This is a genomic window from Flexivirga caeni (genome assembly GCF_003724155.1).
Classification (GTDB): Bacteria; Actinomycetota; Actinomycetes; order Actinomycetales; family Dermatophilaceae; genus Flexivirga; species Flexivirga caeni.
This window is the reverse complement of sequence record NZ_RJJQ01000001.1, coordinates 359,203-376,171: the sequence shown is the minus strand read 5'-3', so window position 1 is coordinate 376,171 and position 16,969 is coordinate 359,203. Positions and strand designations below refer to the sequence as shown.

Genomic DNA, 16,969 nt, shown 5'->3' with positions numbered 1-16,969 from the left:
CATGGGCGTATGACGAGACTGCGCGTGCGCGCACCCGAGCTGATCGGCCGCGGCTGGCTTAACACCGGCGGCGCCGATGTCCGGTTGTCCGACCTGCAGGGCCAGGTTGTGGTGCTCGACTTCTGGACTTTCTGCTGCGTCAACTGCTTGCACGTCCTGGACGAATTGCGCCCGCTGGAAACCGAATTCGCCGATCAACTGGTCCTGATCGGCGTCCACTCGCCGAAGTTCGAGCACGAAGCCGACCCGGCTGCGCTCCGGCAGGCCGTCGAGCGCTACGCCGTGCACCACCCGGTCCTGGACGACCCGGAATTGCGCACCTGGGATGCCTTCGGGGCTCGCGCGTGGCCGACGCTCGTCGTGATCGACCCTGAGGGTTACGTCGTCGGCCAGTTCTCCGGAGAGGGACACGCGTACGGCCTCGAGGTGCTGATCCGCGAGCTGCTGGACGAGCACGCAGCGAAAGGGACGCTGCGCTCCGGGTCCAGGCCGTATGTCGAGCCCGCCACACCCGTCACCGCACTGCGCTTTCCGGGCAAGCTCGCTGCCGTCGGCGATGGCAGCTACCTGGTGTCCGACACCGCGCACCATCAGGTGGTGCAGTTGGAGGCAGACCTGGAGACCGAGCGTGCGCGATTCGGGGACGCGTCGGTCTTCGACTCACCTCATGGCGTGCTCGTGCTGCCGGCCGATACGGCTGAACGCCTCGGGTACGACGCGGTGGTGGCGGACAGCGTACGGCATCAGATCTTCTCTATTCGCCTGTCGGACGGGAAGATTCGGCTACAAGCCGGCACCGGAGAGCAGCTGCGCGAGCGTTCCGGCAGCGGCGCTGCACTGACCCAGCCGCTCTCGACGCCATGGGATCTCGCGTGGTGGATCGACCGAGTCGTCGTCGCCATGGCCGGCACGCATCAACTATGGGCGCTGCATCTCGCGACCGACCCGAAGGACAACTCGGTCGCAGTGCTCGCCGGCACAAGTCAGGAGGGGTTGCTCGACGATGGCGCCTATGACGCCCTGCTTGCGCAGCCATCCGGCTTGGCGGCGAGTGCGGATGGTTCGCGAGTTTGGTTTGCCGACTCCGAGACGTCGGCGCTGCGTTGGATCGACCTGTCCGACAACGGCTTTCAGATTCACACTGCCATCGGCAAGGGTCTCTTCGACTTCGGCCACGTCGACGGTCCGGCGAGTGAGGCGCTGCTGCAGCACCCGCTCGGGCTCGCCGAACTGCCCGACGGCAGCGTCGCCATCGCCGACACCTACAACGGTGCTGTGCGGCGATACGACCCCGGCACGAACGAAGTCGCCACGCTCGCAACGGGATTGGCTGAGCCGAGTGACCTGATTGTCGAGGACGGCCCGGACGGTGCCCAGCTGATCGTCGTCGAGTCGGCTGCCCATGCAGTGGTTCGGGTCGCCATACCTGTTGCTGCGGCACGGGTTTCGGGTGCTGCGCTGCAGACACAGCGTCCGGCGACAGAGCTCGCCTCCGGGCCGGTGCGCGTCGTCGTCGATTTCGTGCCGCCAACCGGCCAGAAGCTCGACAAGCGTTATGGCGACCCGACCCAGCTCACCGTCACGGCCGCCCCCGAGGCGCTGCTGCGATCCGGAGCCGGCGCTGCGCAGGGTCTGGAGCGGACCCTGCAGCTTGCCGGCGACGTCCGCGAAGGCGTCCTGCACATCTCGGTGCGAGCGGCTGCCTGTGACGGCGATCCGATCACCGGCGAGCTGCCCGAGCATGCGGCATGCCATGTCTACCAACAGGATTGGGGCATTCCGGTCCGACTGGTCGATGGCGCGCCCGCGGAGCTGCGGCTTGCGCTGCGTGCGGCGGGCGGGTGACGTTCCGTCATACCGGCTCGCGGACGACCATAATGGGCGCATGACGCGCTCGACGATCGCCGTGCTCAACGGCCCGAACCTCAACCTGCTCGGTACCCGTGAGCCCGGGTTGTATGGCGCGACGACTCTCGCGGACGTCGAGCGGCGCTGCACCGAGGTGGCGGCCGAGCTCGACCTGGACCTCGAGTTCTTCCAGAGCAACCACGAGGGCGCCCTGGTCGACGAGATTCAGCGGCGGCGGGACGACGCGGGCATCGTGCTCAACGCCGGCGCCTACACTCACACGTCTGTGGCGATCCGCGACGCGCTGGCCGCGGGGCTGGTGCCGTTCGTCGAGGTGCACGTCTCGAATGTCTTCGCCCGCGAGGCATTCCGGCACCATTCCTACCTCTCGGACCTCGCGTCGGGCGTCATCGTCGGCTGCGGTGCCGACGGCTACGAGTTCGCGCTCCGCCGGCTCGCTGCCCTCACCCAGCGCTGAGCGGACGCGGCGCCGCCCCACCTCCGTTCAATCAGAAGGACTCCTCCGGCAACTCCATCAGCGCCAGGTCGGTGGCTTCCGCGATGGCACGCTCGGCGGCGATCTTCGGCAGCACGTTCGCCGCGTAGAACCGCGCTGCAGCGACCTTGCCCTGGTAGAACGCAGTGTCCGCGCCAGCGTCGCCGGAGTCCAGCCGAGCCTGCGCGACCTCGGCGCCGCGCAGCAGCAGCCAGCCGATCACCAGGTCGCCGGCAGCCAGCAGGAAGCGCGAGGTGTTGAGGCCGACCTTGTAGATCTCCGTCGCCTTCCCCTCCTCGAGCGCCGACATCGCCGTGGTGGCAAGCCATTCGGCGATGCCCTGCACGTCCGCCAGCGCCGTGCCGAGCAGTTCGCGCTCGCGGTGCAGCCCATCGTGTCCGTCGCCGCCCTTGACCGTCTCGGTGATCTGGCCGGCGAGGTACATCAGGGAAGCGAACTGGTCCTTGACGATCTTGCGGAAGAAGAAGTCCTGGCCCTGTATGGCGGTGGTGCCCTCGTAGAGAGTGTCGATCTTCGCGTCACGCACGTATTGCTCAATCGGGTAGTCCTGCAGGAAGCCGGACCCGCCATACGTCTGCAGTGACTCGGTGCCGAGCAGCACCCAAGCGCGTTCGGACCCGACGCCCTTGACGATCGGCAGCAGGAGGTCGTTCAGTCTGCCGGCCATCTCGGCGGGCGAACCCGGCTCGGGCTGCTCGGAACCGGTGCGCAGGAACTCCGCGTCCACGATGTCCTGTTGCGACGCGGTGTAAAGCACCAGCGAGCGAAGGCCCTCGGCGTACGCCTTCTGCAGCATGAGGCTGCGGCGCACGTCCGGGTGGTGGGTGATCGTGACGCGCGGCGCGTCCTTGGCCGGCGTCGTCATGTCGGCGCCCTGCACGCGCTGCTTGGCGTAGTCGAGTGCGTTCAGATATCCGGTCGACAAGGTCGCAATTGCCTTGGTGCCCACCAGCATTCGCGCGTGCTCGATGACGCGGAACATCTGCGCGATGCCGTCGTGGACGTCGCCGAGCAACGTCCCCACGGCCGGCGCACCGTCGCCGAAGGTCAGCTCGCAGGTGGTCGAGACCTTCAGGCCCATCTTGTGCTCGACGTTGGTCACGTAGACGCCGTTGCGTTCGCCCAGCTCGCCGGTTTCCAGGTCGACGTGGAACTTCGGCACGATGAAGAGCGACAACCCCTTGGTGCCGGCGCCCGCGCCCTCGGGACGCGCCAGCACGAAGTGCACGATGTTGTCGGTCATGTCCTGCTCGGCGGAGGTGATGAAGCGCTTCACACCGGTGATGTGCCAGGTGCCGTCCGGCTGTTGCACGGCCTTGGTGCGCCCGGCGCCGACATCGGAGCCCGCGTCCGGCTCGGTGAGCACCATGGTGCCGCCCCACGCGCCCTCCGCCATCCACTTGGCCAGCTTCTTCTGATCGTCGGTGCCGAGGATGAACAGCAGCCGGGCAAACGCGAAGGTCGCGGCATACATGCCGATGGCGGGGTTGGCGCCCAGGATGAGCTCGTTCATTGCCCACTTCAGCGACGGCGGCACGACGGTGCCGTCAAGCTCCTCGGGCAGGTCGACGGCGGTGAAGCCGGAGTCGAGGTATGCCTGGTAGGACTTCTTGAAGCCCTCCGGCAGGGTCGCGCTCTTGGTCTGCGGGTCGTAGACCGGCGGGTTGCGGTCGGAGTCGAGCAGGCTGTCCGCGAGCTCGTTCTCGGCCAGCTGCGCCAGCTGTTTGAGCATCTCGCGCGCGGTCTCGGCGTCAACCGCGTCGTACGGGCCCGAGCCGAGCACCTCGCTGCGGCCGAGCACCTCGAAGAGATTGAACTCCAGGTCACGCACATTGCTCTTGTAATGGGACATGGTTCCTCCAGGTGGCCCTACTCATCAGTAACTTCATTGTGCTACTGACGAGTAAGGCTTGCGCACCCGGGGTCGGTATGGCGGGAGCGTCGCCGCACGTCGGCCGCGAAACCGGTTGAGCGGAAACATCATCCGGTAGATCCCACCGATGTGATCACTCCAGGTGGTGCGCCACCATCCGAGCGACACCCTCGGCCGGTGGCACCTGCGCCCGCCAGCCGAGTGACTCCAGCCGGGAGCTGTCGAGGCCCTGGCCGGGCGACGGCTGATAGGACCGTGAGTCGTCCGGGTTGGTGAACTCCAGCTGCAGGTCGAGACCCGGCCGCGACCGGGCGAACAGCTCCGCCAGCTCACGGATCGAGATCAGGCCGGACTTGTCGGCGATGTTGTAGGCCAGGTCGGCACCCCCGCGCAGCCAGGCGGTGAAAAGCCCGGCAATGGCGTCCGAGACGTAGGTGTAGGTGCGCACGGCCGTGCCCGCGCTGTTCAGCACGATGTTGCGACCGGCGACGGCGGCAGCAGCGAAGTCGGCCTGGACCCGGCCGTCGTCGAGCGCCATACCGGGACCGTAGATGTGCCCAAAGCGGCAGATGCGCACGCCCAGGCCGTATTGCGCGCGGTAACACGCGCAATAGGTCTCGGCAGCCCGTTTGCCCTCGGAGTAGCACGCACGCGGATTCAGTATGTCGAAACCGCCAAAGTCGTTCTCCCCGATGAGTTTCCGGTCGGCTGGCTGTGCACCGTAGACCTCTGCGGACGACATGGTGAGGAACATCGTGGCGCCGCGGTCGACCGCCAGCTGCAGCATGTTCCTAGTGCCGTCGACGTTGGCGCGGATGGTGCCGATGGGGTTGCTTGCGTGCAATGCGGGACGCGCTGGACTCGCACCGTGGATGACGGCGTCGAGCGGACCGTCGATGAGAGCCGGGTCCAGGTCTGAGACATCGCCCTGCACCAGGGTCAGGTCTGTGCGGTCCGCTGCCGCCCCGAAAGTCGGTGTCGCCGCTGCGATGTCGCGCACCAGGGCCACGACCTCGATGCCGGCCGCCGACCGGTCGTTGAGGCCGAGCAGGGTGCGCCATACATAGGAACCGAGCATTCCGCGCGCGCCGGTGACCAGCACCCGCCGGCCCGCGAGGTCTCCCCAGGGCAGGTCACTGCCCAGGATCCGCTCGACATCGCCGTCGATCACCCGGTTGCCGGGATCGGTCCCGCTCACAGCCCGGTCACCTGCCGATTCTCGATCAGCTCGAAGAACGTGCGGCAGATGTAGAAGTCCTCCGCCGTGGTGATCTTGATGTTGGACCGCGGACCTTCGACCCGGTGCACCTCGTGGCCGTAACGGAACATCAGGGACAGCGAGTCGATGGAGTCGTGCTCGCCCTCGCTCACCGCGCGGTCGTAGGCGCTGAGCACCTCGTCGAGCTGGAAGGTCTGCGGTGCCTGCGCGGAGTAGATGGTGTCTCGCGGGATGATGTCCACGATCACCTCGGACGGGGACGAGGCGATCGTCTCGTTAAATTTCGTGCAGGTCGTCGCCGCGCCGTGCTCGCGTGCAGCGGCGATGTTCGCCGATATCAGCTCGGCGTCGATGAGCGGGCGCACGCCGTCGTGCAGCAGCACGATCGTGTCGCCCTCGAAGTCGGCCGAGACCGCCTTGAGCGCGTTGTGCCGCGACTCCTGCCCGGTGGCGCCGCCATCGACCACCCAGCGCACTTTGGACAGGTCGTACCAGCGCACGAGTCGCTCGAGCTGGTCACGCATCTCGGGCAGAATCGCGATGGCGATGGCGTCGATCTCCGGGTGATCCTGGAAGTGTTCCAGGGTGTGCACGATGATCGGCTTGCCATGGATCTCCAGGAACTGCTTCGGCACCGCCGCCTTGCCCATCCGGGAGCCGACGCCCCCGGCGAAGATCACGGCGACGCTCGCCGGCCTGCTCTGCTCACCCTGGGCGCTCATGGTGTCCTTTCGCTGACGATCGCGTCGGGCGAGATCTCGCCGGATGCCTGGTCGACGCTGGTGTGCGGGTCCGCTGCGGTCTCGAGCTGTCGCTCCTGCGGCCGGCCGAGGATCAGCCAGTCGATGACACGGTCGGACGAGTGGGTGTCGACATGGTCGAAGTTCTCCCGGCGGAAGCCCGCGACCTTCCAGGTGTCGAAGTCGTTCTCGACGAGAGCACGCACCAGTCCGGCGGAGTCTGCGACGATCTTGCCCGGTGCGGTCAGCGCGTAGTCGCGGTGGAAGCCGCGGGTGACCGAGTAGATCTCCTGGTCGTAGGCGAAGAACACCATGGGCCTGTTGAGCAGGGAGAACTCGTAGATGATCGAGGAATAGTCGGTGATCAGCACGTCGACGCTGTGCAGCAGGTCGTTGGTGTCCGGGTAGTCGCCCACATTGAAGAGCCGGTCGGCATACTGTGCCGGGATCGGCGGCGCCTGGTGGATGAAATGATGCATCCGGAAGAGGAAGACCGAATCGTCTCCCATCGCCTCGTGGATCGCGCCGAGGTCCAGCCGGTCGTAGTCGTAATAGCCGTCCTTGATCCCGCGGCCGCGGAAGGTCGGCGCGAAGAGAATGACTCGCTTGCCGACGAAACCAGGGTAACGAGAAGCGAACTCGGCCTTCACGCGCGCGGTGCGCTCAGGGTCGAGGAAGACGTCGATGCGCGGCAGCCCGGTCGGTATGACGGCGTTCTCCTCGATGCCGAACGCCTCGGCATACACGCCGGTGAGGTGGGTCGACCCGCAGATGGCGTAGGTGTAGGTGCGGTGTGAATTCGTCAGCTTGGGCGACCCGTACCGGCCGAACCGGCTGAAGCCGATCGTCTTGAAGCCGCTGCCGGCGTGCCACAGTTGCACCAGCACGGTCCGCGGATCGAGCTTGAGCCCGAGCAGCATGCTGAAGTAGTCGTCGATCAGCACGTAGTCGGACGTGGCGATCAGCCAGATGGTGCGTGCGGTGCCGAGTTTGGTCGCGGTCTGGGGGATGCGGAAGGAGTAGCGGAACTCGTATTCCTGGTCCAGGCCGCGCTCGACCATCCGGTCCCGGACCTGCAGCAGGTTGCCGCCGATCGCGGTGCGTGCCTCCGAGGCGAAGAGGATCCGCTTGCCGTTGGGGGGCCGGACGGCGCGCGCCACGCGATAGAGGTTGTTGGCCAGCTTGACCCGGGTGTCATGACCGGTGACCTTCTGCTGCAGCTTGCGCAACGGGTTGCGCGTCTTCTTGCCGGCGCCGCGGCCGAAGGCATAGCAGCGCACCAGGAACTCGGGCCGGACGTCGTCCTCGGTGACGTCGAACTTGACGACGTATGCCGAGAGATTCTTGTTGTAGAGGTAGCTGCGCGATGCCGGCTCAAGTTCCTCGAACCGGTTCAGCGGGAAGGTCGCGCCGGGGCCGACGGCGACTCCACCGTAGGTCGGCACGAGCTTCCAGGAGCCGTTCGGCACTGCCTTGCGCTTGTGGAAATTGGTGATGTTGATGGTGATCCGGTAGCTGCCGTCGTTATCGATCTCGACGGGGACCTCAAGCATCCGGATGCCGTCCCGGAGCGCGAAACCCAGCTGCGGTGCGAGCGCCGCGCGGTCGGCTGGGGGTTCCGGCGGCACGAAATCCTGCGGCGCGATGCAGTCGAGCACCTGGTCGACCGGAGCGTCGAACGGCTCGGCGATCAGGAGGGGTTCGGGCTCGGCGAGCGGGTCGGCCGGTGCCGGTGCGGGAGCAGCGGCCGGATCGATGTCGTCGATCCGGATCAGCAGGCCAAGGTGCACCCGGTCCCAGGCGATCTCGCTGACCGTTGTCTTCACGCGCACCCGTTGGATCCTCTCGACGAAATCAGGCGACTTCGAACCTTACCGGGCAGCGGTCTGCCCACACGGATGGTAGTCGGAGTTCGTCCGGGCGGCCGCGAGGCGGCGGGGCGGTCGTCGCGGAGCGTCGCGGGCACCGAAGTTTATTGTGCGAAGATTGACCACGACATGGTCGGCGCGCACGGGCCGTTTTCCGCGCCCGTTTCGCGCGGGAGCTGGACCGGTCGGGCTGCCACGGGACGGTTTGGGGCAGGAGGTGTGCGATGCGCCAGAGCGAGGATTCCCCCGCAGTGGCCGAAGCGGTGCAGTTGCTGCGCGCCAAGGGCGAGCGGGTCACAGTGGCCCGGCGCGCCGTGCTCCAGGTGCTCGACGGAGCCAACGGGCACCTGTGCGCTGAGGAGATTGCCGCGTGCGTGGACGATGCGGAGCCGGGGGTGCATCGCGCGACGGTCTACCGCTCGCTGCAGTCCCTGGCCGAGCTCGGCATCGTGGCGCACACCCACGTCCCGAACAGCGCCACGATCTACCACCTACGGCACTCGGCGGGCGCTCCGGTCGGCCACGCCCATCTGCAGTGCGCGACGTGCGAGCGGTTCTTCGACATACCTGCCGACTGGCTGGCACCGCTGGCGCAGCGGGTCCGCGACGGCCTCGGCTTCGAGCTCGAGGCGCAGCACGCGGCGTTGCTCGGCACCTGTGCCGACTGCCGGGCGCGCTAGCTACTCCTTGGCGACGAGCGTCAGCACGTCGTATGTCGCGACCGGCTCGCCGTCCTGGTTGCTCACCAGGCAGTCCCAGCGCACCTCGCCGTAGTCGGCGGACTGCCGCGGCGTGATCTGCTTCGCGGTAAGCAGCACGCTGATCGAGTCGCCCGCCCGCACGGGAGTCAGGAAGCGCAGGTTGTCGATGCCGAAGTTCGCGAGCACCGGACCCGGGCTGGGCTCGACAAAGAGCCCAGCCGCCAGCGACACGACGAGGTAACCGTGCGCGACGATGCCGCCGAAGATCGGGTTGCGCGCGGCCGCTTCGGGGTCGGTGTGCGCATAGAACGTGTCGCCGGTCTTCGCGGCGAAGTCGTCGATGTCGGTGAGGGTGACCGTGCGGCTGGCCGTCGCGATCGTGTCGCCGATCCGCAACTGCGCCAACGACTTCCGGAAGGGATGCATGCCGGTGGCGTCCCGGGCGGAGCCGGTCGTCCAGCGACCGGTGATCGCGGTCAGCATGTCGGGCGACCCTTGGATGGCGGTGCGCTGCAGGTGGTGCAGGATGCCGCGGACCCCACCGAGTTCTTCGCCACCACCCGCCCGGCCCGGACCGCCGTGCACCAGCACCGGAAGCGGCGAACCGTGGCCGGTCGACTCCTTCGCGTCGTCGCGGTCCAGCACGAGGATGCGGCCGTGCCACGGCGCGAGTCCTTGCACGAGCTCGCGGGCCACGTCGGGGTCGTGCGTGACTACCGAACCGACCAGACTGCCCTTGCCGCGAGCGGCCAATTCCACCGCGTCCGAGGTAGATCCGTATCCGACGACTGATGCCACCGGTCCGAAGGGTTCGACGTCGTGCATCTGGGTCGAACCGGGGTGGGTGCGCAGCAGCACCGGCCCGAGGAATGCGCCGCGGGCGTCGCCGAGAGCCGCGTTGGGGTCGCCATACACGACGTCGGCGCTCGATCGCAGCGCCTCGATCGCCTTGCGGACCTCGTCCCGCTGGGCGAGAGATGAGAGCGGACCCATACGGGTCGCCTCGTCGCGCGGGTCACCGACGGTGATCCGGTCGAGCCGGGCGCTGATCGCGTCGATCACCGGCTGCACCATCGGCTCGGGCACGATGACCCGGCGGATGGCGGTGCACTTCTGCCCTGCCTTGACCGTCATCTCGGCGACGACGCCGCGCACGAAGAGGTCGAACTCGGGGTCGTCCGCGGTGACGTCGGCACCGAGCACCGAGCAGTTCAGCGAATCCGCTTCCACCCCAAGGGAAACGCCGCCCGACACGACGGACTCGTGCCGTCGCAGCACACCCGCTGTGTGGGCGGATCCGGTGAAGGCGACCGAGTCCTGCACGGTGAGTTCGTCGAGCAGGGTGCCGGCGCTGCCGCACAGCAGTTGCAGCGTGCCCTCGGGCAGGATGCCGGACTCGATGATCCGGCGGACGGTGAGCTCGGTGAGGTACGCCGTCTGGCTGGCCGGTTTGACGATGCTCGGCAGTCCGGCGATGAAGGCCGGTGCGAGCTTTTCGAGCATGCCCCAGACCGGGAAGTTGAAGGCGTTGATCTCCACCGCGACGCCCGGGCGCGAGGTGAAGACGTGCTGCCCGAGGAAGGTGCCGCCCTTGCCGAGCGGCTCCGGTGGGCCGTCGGGGGCAATGGTGGAGTTGGGTAGTTCGCGGCGGGCCTTGCCCGAGTAGCTGAAGACCGTGCCGATGCCGCCGTCGATGTCGATCCACGAATCCTTCGTGGTCGCACCGGTTCTGAAGGACACGTCATACAGCTCGTCCTTGATCTCCGGCCGCGAGAGGTAGGTCGCGACGTCCTTCATCAGCAGCGCGCGCTGGTGGAAGGTGAGTGCGCGCACGGCCGGGCCGCCGACCTGCTTGGCGTGCCGCACCATTGCGGCCAGGTCGAGGCCACTGCTGCTGATCCGCGCCACGGTCTCGCCGGTCGTGGCGTCGGCCAGGGGCTGTCCCTCGGCGTCGGACCGGAACCAGGATCCGGCTGCGTAGCTCTCCAGCGTGCGTGCGTCTGTCACGGGCACTCCCTTGTCGTTGCCATCGGCGCCATCACATGCCAGACTAATAACTGACCATTCGGTCTGTAAATAGGAGGATGTCGTGCAGGTGGACGAGGCGCCGCTTGAGAAGGCCTTCGACGCGACCATCGGCGCGGGCGACCGCATCGAGCCGCGCGACTGGATGCCGGAGAAGTATCGCCAGACGCTGATCCGGCAGGTTGCGCAGCATGCGCATTCGGAGATCATCGGCATGCAGCCGGAGGGCAACTGGATCACCCGCGCGCCGTCGCTGCGTCGCAAGGCGGTGCTCTTGGCGAAGGTGCAGGACGAGGCCGGGCACGGGCTCTACCTCTATTCGGCGACCGAGACGCTCGGGGTCTCGCGCGACGAGCTGACCCGGCGGCTGATCGAGGGGAAGCAGAAGTATTCCTCGATCTTCAACTACCCGACCCTGACGTATGCAGACGTCGGCTCCATCGGCTGGCTGGTCGACGGTGCCGCGATCTGCAACCAGGTGCCGCTCTGCCGGACGTCATACGGGCCGTACGGCCGGGCGATGATCCGGATCTGCAAGGAGGAGTCGTTCCACCAGCGGCAGGGGTATGAGCTGCTGATGACGATGATGCGCGGCACCGACGAGCAACGCGCCATGGTGCAGGAGTCGGTCAACCGCTTCTGGTGGCCGGCGCTGATGATGTTCGGTCCGCCCGACGGCGACTCGCCGAACACCGCGCAGTCGATGGAGTGGGGCATCAAACGGCACACGAATGACGAACTGCGCCAACGGTTTGTCGACATGTCGGTGCCGCAGGCCGAAGCGCTCGGGGTGACCTTCCCCGACCCGGAGCTGCAGTGGAACGAGGAGCGCGGTTCCTACGACTTCGGCGAGCCCGACTGGGACGAGTTCTGGCAGGTCGTCAAGGGCAACGGCCCCTGCAACACGCAGCGGATCGCGCACCGCAAGGCGGCGTATGACGACGGCGCCTGGGTCCGCGAGGCTGCCCTGGCGTTCGCGGCGAAGGCGAGGGCGGACGAGAATGACTGAGAACCAAGCAGAATGGCCGCTTTACGAGGTTTTCATCCGCAGCAAGCGCGGCCTGAACCACGTGCATGTTGGCTCGCTGCACGCGCCGGACGCCGAGCTCGCATTGCGTCATGCGCGGGACGTCTACACCCGGCGCAACGAGGGCGTGTCGATCTGGGTGGTGCCGTCGGCCGACATCACCGCTTCCAGCCCGCAGGAGAAGGACCCGCTCTTCGCGCCCAGCGGTGACAAGGTCTACCGGCATCCGACGTTCTACGACATCCCTTCCAACGTCCCTCACATGTGACCCACCCCACGAAGTTCTCCTCCGCTTCGCCGGGGACCCCGGGTTCGATGCTCGGTAGATCTCAAGGAACCTTATGAACGACATCCACATCCAGCAGGACGCTGAGGACGCGCACGACAACGCGTATGCCGGGCTGCTCAGCAACGACGCGCACTGGGCGTTCGGCACGGACTTCGAGGACCCGCTTGCCGGGGTCGACACGACCATCCCCGACGGGCTCGACGCAGCCGAATTGGCGCAGTATTGCCTGATGTTGGGCGATGACGCGCTGGTTTACGCGCACCGCTTGTCGGAGTGGACGAGCCGTGCGCCGGACCTCGAAGAGGACATCGCGATCGCCAATCTGGCGCTCGACCTGGTCGGACAGGCGCGGCTGCTGCTGGCCCGGGCGGCTGCCGCTGATTCGTCGATTGTGCCCGTGCTGCCGGAGGGGTCGCCGGTGCCGGACGAGGACCGGCTGGCGTTCTTCCGCGAGGCCGGAGACTTCCGCAACGTGCGGCTGGCCGAGACTCCGAACGGCGACTTCGCTGAGCTGGTGACCCGGCTGCTGGTGCTGTCGACGTGGCGCCTGGCGATCTTCGAGCGGCTGGTCGGTCACCCGGACGCGGTGGTGTCGGCGATCGCGGCGAAGGGCGTGAAAGAACTTGCCTATCATCGGGATTTCGCGGGTCGGTGGTTCGTGACCCTGGCCGGTGGCACGTCGGAGTCGCGCCGCCGGCTGACTGACGCCATGCGCGCGGTCTGGCCGCTGATCCCTGAGCTGGGGGAGGGCACGGACACCGAACGCACCGTCGGCGTCGACCCTGCCGCGGTCGCACTGGAGGTCGGCGTCGTGCTCGATCAGGTGCTGGCCGTCGGCGGTATGACGGCCCCGGACGTCCCTGGGCTGGCACGTGTCCGGGGGAGGGCCGGACGGCAGGGTATGCACTCCGAGGCGCTCTCCCGGATGCTCGCGGAGATGCAGGTCGTCGCCCGCGCCCACCCGAGGGGCCGGTGGTGACGCTGATGGTGGCGACGCTGAAAGGCACTGACCTGCAACGTGTTTGGGCGATCGCATCCGAAGTGACCGATCCGGAGTTGCCGATGCTGACCCTGGCCGACTTGGGCGTGCTGCGCAATGTCGAGCAGGACGCGGTCGGCGCCATCGTAGTCTCGATCACCCCGACCTACACCGGGTGCCCTGCGATGGCGGCGATGCGTGATGATCTGGTGCGCCGGCTGACCGAGGCGGGCATCGCGCCGGTGCGGGTGCGGGTCCAGCTCAGCCCACCGTGGACCTCCGACTGGATCAGTGACGAAGGGCGGAAAGCGTTGCGGGAGAACGGCATTTCCCCACCTGGGACGTCCTCCCGCGGCCCGATTGCGTTGACTCTGAAACCGAAGCGCCGCGCCATACAGTGCCCGCAGTGCGGGTCCGGCGACACGGAGGTGACCAGCGAGTTCGGCAGCACCGCGTGCAAGGCGCTCTATCGGTGTCGCGCGTGCGGTGAGCCCTTCGACCACCTGAAAGAGCACTAATCATGACCGTGACCACAGAGACCGGCATCAACTCCCGCACGGCGCCGTTCCGCCCGCTGGTGGTGCGTGACGTGGAGCAGTTGACCGACGATTCCGTGGCGGTGACGTTCGACGTGCCGGAAGAGCTGGCCGACGAATTCGCTTTTGCCGCAGGGCAAGCGCTGACCCTGCGTCGCATCGTGGACGGGGTCGAGCACCGCCGCACCTATTCGATCAGTTCCCCGGTCGGGAGCCTGCCGCGGATCGGGGTGCGCGAGATCCCGGACGGTCTGTTCTCGCGGTGGCTGGTGCGCGAGGTGCGGCCCGGCGACATCGTGGAGGTGCAGCGTCCGAGCGGCAGCTTCCGGGCCGACCCCGACCGTGCCGCCCAGCACCTGTGCATCGCGGCCGGCTCAGGCATCACGCCGATGCTGTCGATCGCGAGTTCGGTTGTGGGCAATCCGGATTCATCCGTGACGGTGCTCTATGGCAACCGGACGACGAACACGGTGATGTTCGCCGAGGAACTCGCGGACCTGAAGAACGCGAATCATCAGCGGTTCGACCTGATTCACGTGCTCTCCCGGGAGGCGCGCGACGTCGAGCTGTTCTCCGGTCGGCTTGAAGGCGATCGGTTGCGGACCATCCTGCGGGAGCTGGTGCCGCTGGACACGGTCGACCATGTCTGGCTGTGCGGTCCGATGGAGATGCTGCAGGAGTGCCGGACGGTGCTGGCGGAGTTGGGCGTCGCGGCGGAGCGCATCCACTACGAACTCTTCTATGTCGACGCGCCGCCGCCACAGCTGCGCCACGCCGACGCGGTCATCGAGGGTGAAACCGCTGCGTTGACAGTGGTGCTCGATGGTCGCAACACCACCTTCGCAGCTCCGAAGACCACGACGGTGCTCGACTCAGCGCAGAGCAAGCGACCGGACATGCCGTTCGCGTGCAAGGGCGGCGTCTGCGGCACCTGCCGCGCGAGAGTCACCTCCGGCGAGGTCGAGATGGCCCGCAACTACGCCCTGGAGGACGCCGAGGTCGAGCAGGGTTTCGTGCTCACCTGCCAGAGCTTCCCGATCAGCGACGAGGTCACCGTCGACTACGACGCCTGAGCCCGCCCCGGTCGCCGAGTGGACAGTAGTTGCGGCGAGAAAACCCGGCTCATCGCAACGACTGTCCACTCGGCGGGCGAAGTCGAAGCTACGCGCCCGGCCTGCGCCAAATCCCCTGAGCGACCCCCGTCACTGCGTCGGCTCCGGACTGGCTGGGCCTGCGGGGACAGCCGGGCGCCGATCCGGGTCGGGCGCGTCGGCGGGATCTGCCTCGTCCGGCGGCGCGGGGCGCTGCGGTGACCAGGCGCTGACCAACGGGATGAAGAGCATGCCGAGGAACAGTTGTGCGGCCGTGTAGCGGTAGAGCTGCGCGGGGTTCGCGGCGATCACGGTGAGCTGGTTGGCCAGCAGCGGAAGCCCGGCGAGGATCAGCATCTTCCAGCGGTTGCGGAAGGCGGCGATGAGGATCGCCAGGTACGTCAGATAGGTCCATCCAGGTGCTCGGGAGAAGAGCAACTGCAACAGCGGATCCCGGGCGATCGCCCTTCGCGAGTCGGCAGCCTTGAGGTAGAGCTGCTTGTTGATCGGGTGCGGGCGCAGCCGGGGGATGAGGTAGCTCGGCAGCGGAGGGTAGTTGGTGTAGCCGAGGATGAGCGCCTTGGTGTAAAGGTTGTGGTTCGTGACTCTCGGCAACCCACTGAAGCGCCAGGTCGGGGGCACCCGCCAGGCGATGGCGGCACGGCACAGGTGGCCCCTGATGAGTTGCTCCGGTGCTCGCTTGAGCAACGAGAACCAGATCTCGGCGAGCTGGTGCCGGTGTGCGGCGGCTCGGTCGGTGCTGAAGTGCTTGCTGGCGAAAAGGTGGTCCGACGACAGGCAGTCGTTGGAGGACCGCCAGGTCTTCAGCGGTGCGACCTTCTTCATGGTGGACAGCTCGCCGGCGGTGAATGCCGACGGGCGTTCGCTGTAGACCAGCGCGATGTCTCCGTAGAAGACACCATACGACTCCGAGGAGCCGGCCGACTTGATGCCGGCCGCTGGATAGACGACGATGCTGGCGAATTCGAAGATCACGAAGGTCGCCACGACCGCCGCGATCACTTTTCGCCGTGAGCTTTTCAGCGCTATCAGCAACCCGATCGCGATGAAGGCGACGACCACGAAGCCGTTGTTCCGGAACAGGGTTATGGCGGTGAGTTCCACCGCCATGATGACCGTTGTCCGCACCGTCATCGGCAGCCGCGCACGCCGGTCGGCGATGACCTTCAGCAGCGTCGCCGCGAAGAACAGGTTGGCCGCGGTGAACGGAACGTCCTTCCAGAGCATGCTGGTGAAGGACCCGAACGACGGCACCAGGACGATCAGCATGCAGGGCAGTGCCGCCCAGCGCCACCGCACGCCCATCCGGTGCACCGCGGCCGCGATCACCGCCAGCACCACCGCATACACGATGGTCTGCAGGAACACGATCAGCCACACGTTGTCGGTGAGCTTCAGCGAGCACAGGATGAAGAAGTCGTAAAGCACCGAGTGGTCGGCGATCCACGGTCCGACCGTCACGTGCCGGATGTAGGTCGTGGAATCTGCCGTCAGCTGCGCCGGGAAGTTGATCGCCCACCAGCCAAGCAGCACCAGCTGCGCCCAGCCGTAGACCAGCAGCGGCACAGCGTGTCGCTTAGCCTCCTCGATCACCCGGTACACTGCCGCGTGTGCGCTGAGGTCGCGTTTCACTGCTTGGTGGCGCGTAGACAGAATTCGTTGTACGCGAACGCCTTACCTATCGCTCGCGGGAACGGGAAGCTGCGCACCCGTCCTGGTGTCAGCCCGACCTGCTCGCACAGGGCGCGCAGCTTCGGGCCGTCCATGAACTCCACGTGCGTCTCATCGGTGGCGAACCCGCGCTCCTGCGGGCAGATGATGAACACGGTGCCGCCGTGCCGCAGGTAGGGCAGGTAGCCCTCCACCAGCTCGACACCGGTCGCCGCGTCCATGTGCTCCAGGATGTGCGCGAAGAGCAGGCCGTCGAACGACTCGTGCGGCAGTTGCGCTTCGGCGAACTCGTCCAGCGTGTATGCCGTGAACCCGGCCTCCCGGGCGATCTTGATGGACGTCTCGTTGTGGTCGACACCGACCGAACCTGCTTCCAGCACACCGAGATTGCGCCCGATGCCACAGCCGACATCCAGTGTCCGGCCGAGGTGCTGCCGCCGCAGATTCGCCTGGTATGGCGCCTGCACATGCAGGACTTGTTTCCATTTCGCGAACTGCAACGTCCGCAGTCGCTGGGCATACGTCGCGTCGTCGGTTCGCACGGATGGCAGTGTAGACCGGGAT

15 protein-coding genes are annotated in these 16,969 nt (G+C 67.2%); 8 read left to right on the top strand and 7 right to left on the bottom strand.

The window, feature by feature from the left end:
• Window positions 1-9: 9 nt before the first annotated feature.
• On the top strand, window positions 10-1,845 hold the full coding sequence (locus tag EFY87_RS01895) for an NHL domain-containing thioredoxin family protein (protein WP_123269604.1): 1,836 nt from the start codon (window positions 10-12) through the stop codon (window positions 1,843-1,845).
• A 40-nt stretch (window positions 1,846-1,885) separates the two neighbouring features.
• The gene (aroQ, locus tag EFY87_RS01890; protein ID WP_123269865.1) at window positions 1,886-2,326 is read left to right on the top strand and encodes a type II 3-dehydroquinate dehydratase; all 441 of its coding nucleotides are present in this window, start codon (window positions 1,886-1,888) and stop codon (window positions 2,324-2,326) included.
• Between the two features lie 31 nt (window positions 2,327-2,357).
• On the opposite strand, the gene EFY87_RS01885 is transcribed toward aroQ, so the two are convergent.
• From EFY87_RS01885 to EFY87_RS01870, 4 genes are all read right to left on the bottom strand, one after another.
• Complete coding sequence (locus EFY87_RS01885) at window positions 2,358-4,217, bottom strand: acyl-CoA dehydrogenase (RefSeq protein WP_123269602.1); 1,860 nt, start codon at window positions 4,215-4,217, stop codon at window positions 2,358-2,360.
• Between the two features lie 154 nt (window positions 4,218-4,371).
• A complete protein-coding gene (locus EFY87_RS01880) occupies window positions 4,372-5,436 on the bottom strand; it encodes an NAD-dependent epimerase/dehydratase family protein (protein WP_123269601.1) in 1,065 nt (354 codons plus the stop codon).
• The gene (locus EFY87_RS01875; protein WP_123269599.1) at window positions 5,433-6,179 is read right to left on the bottom strand and encodes an IspD/TarI family cytidylyltransferase; all 747 of its coding nucleotides are present in this window, start codon (window positions 6,177-6,179) and stop codon (window positions 5,433-5,435) included. Before EFY87_RS01875 ends, EFY87_RS01880 begins: the two co-directional genes overlap by 4 nt.
• Entirely contained in the window at window positions 6,176-8,029 is a 1,854-nt protein-coding gene (locus EFY87_RS01870) for a CDP-glycerol glycerophosphotransferase family protein (RefSeq protein WP_220093455.1), read from the bottom strand. The genes EFY87_RS01875 and EFY87_RS01870 overlap by 4 nt, the downstream gene beginning before the upstream one ends.
• Before the next feature lie 260 nt (window positions 8,030-8,289).
• Between EFY87_RS01870 and EFY87_RS01865 the strand changes: the two genes are divergently transcribed.
• A complete protein-coding gene (locus EFY87_RS01865) occupies window positions 8,290-8,745 on the top strand; it encodes a Fur family transcriptional regulator (RefSeq protein ID WP_123269598.1) in 456 nt (151 codons plus the stop codon).
• On the opposite strand, the gene paaZ is transcribed toward EFY87_RS01865, so the two are convergent.
• Entirely contained in the window at window positions 8,746-10,773 is a 2,028-nt protein-coding gene (gene paaZ / locus EFY87_RS01860) for a phenylacetic acid degradation bifunctional protein PaaZ (RefSeq protein WP_245988299.1), read from the bottom strand.
• Between the two features lie 82 nt (window positions 10,774-10,855).
• Between paaZ and paaA the strand changes: the two genes are divergently transcribed.
• The 5 genes from paaA to paaE all read left to right on the top strand — a co-directional run bounded on the left by paaA (window position 10,856) and on the right by paaE (window position 14,695).
• Window positions 10,856-11,800, top strand: coding sequence for a 1,2-phenylacetyl-CoA epoxidase subunit PaaA (paaA, locus tag EFY87_RS01855; protein WP_123269862.1), 945 nt, complete (start codon window positions 10,856-10,858; stop codon window positions 11,798-11,800).
• On the top strand, window positions 11,793-12,086 hold the full coding sequence (paaB, locus tag EFY87_RS01850) for a 1,2-phenylacetyl-CoA epoxidase subunit PaaB (protein ID WP_123269596.1): 294 nt from the start codon (window positions 11,793-11,795) through the stop codon (window positions 12,084-12,086). The genes paaA and paaB overlap by 8 nt, the downstream gene beginning before the upstream one ends.
• Window positions 12,087-12,159: 73 nt before the next feature.
• Window positions 12,160-13,086 carry a 1,2-phenylacetyl-CoA epoxidase subunit PaaC gene (gene paaC, locus EFY87_RS01845; protein WP_123269594.1) on the top strand — a complete coding sequence of 309 codons (927 nt, stop codon included), beginning with the start codon at window positions 12,160-12,162 and terminating at the stop codon, window positions 13,084-13,086.
• A gap of 5 nt (window positions 13,087-13,091) precedes the next feature.
• Window positions 13,092-13,604, top strand: coding sequence for a 1,2-phenylacetyl-CoA epoxidase subunit PaaD (gene paaD / locus EFY87_RS01840; protein ID WP_123269861.1), 513 nt, complete (start codon window positions 13,092-13,094; stop codon window positions 13,602-13,604).
• A 2-nt stretch (window positions 13,605-13,606) separates the two neighbouring features.
• Window positions 13,607-14,695 (top strand): 1,2-phenylacetyl-CoA epoxidase subunit PaaE, encoded by a 1,089-nt coding sequence (gene paaE, locus EFY87_RS01835; protein ID WP_123269593.1) that lies wholly within the window; start codon window positions 13,607-13,609, stop codon window positions 14,693-14,695.
• Between the two features lie 129 nt (window positions 14,696-14,824).
• Here the strand turns inward: paaE and EFY87_RS01830 are convergent, their stop codons facing one another.
• Both EFY87_RS01830 and EFY87_RS01825 read right to left on the bottom strand, forming a co-directional pair.
• The gene (locus tag EFY87_RS01830) at window positions 14,825-16,327 is read right to left on the bottom strand and encodes a DUF6020 family protein (RefSeq protein ID WP_148043209.1); all 1,503 of its coding nucleotides are present in this window, start codon (window positions 16,325-16,327) and stop codon (window positions 14,825-14,827) included.
• Window positions 16,328-16,362: 35 nt separating this feature from the next.
• Window positions 16,363-16,947 carry a class I SAM-dependent methyltransferase gene (locus EFY87_RS01825; RefSeq protein ID WP_123269590.1) on the bottom strand — a complete coding sequence of 195 codons (585 nt, stop codon included), beginning with the start codon at window positions 16,945-16,947 and terminating at the stop codon, window positions 16,363-16,365.
• Window positions 16,948-16,969 lie beyond the last annotated feature (22 nt).

Bases quoted from the DNA above. Each gene is read 5' to 3' on its own strand.
- EFY87_RS01895 (WP_123269604.1), top strand. From the start codon at position 10: ATGACGAGACTGCGCGTGCGCGCACCCGAGCTGATCGGCCGCGGCTGG.
- aroQ (WP_123269865.1), top strand. From the start codon at position 1,886: ATGACGCGCTCGACGATCGCCGTGCTCAACGGCCCGAACCTCAACCTG.
- EFY87_RS01885 (WP_123269602.1), bottom strand. From the start codon at position 4,217: ATGTCCCATTACAAGAGCAATGTGCGTGACCTGGAGTTCAATCTCTTC.
- EFY87_RS01875 (WP_123269599.1), bottom strand. From the start codon at position 6,179: ATGAGCGCCCAGGGTGAGCAGAGCAGGCCGGCGAGCGTCGCCGTGATC.
- EFY87_RS01865 (WP_123269598.1), top strand. From the start codon at position 8,290: ATGCGCCAGAGCGAGGATTCCCCCGCAGTGGCCGAAGCGGTGCAGTTG.
- paaB (WP_123269596.1), top strand. From the start codon at position 11,793: ATGACTGAGAACCAAGCAGAATGGCCGCTTTACGAGGTTTTCATCCGC.
- paaC (WP_123269594.1), top strand. From the start codon at position 12,160: ATGAACGACATCCACATCCAGCAGGACGCTGAGGACGCGCACGACAAC.
- paaD (WP_123269861.1), top strand. From the start codon at position 13,092: ATGGTGGCGACGCTGAAAGGCACTGACCTGCAACGTGTTTGGGCGATC.
- paaE (WP_123269593.1), top strand. From the start codon at position 13,607: ATGACCGTGACCACAGAGACCGGCATCAACTCCCGCACGGCGCCGTTC.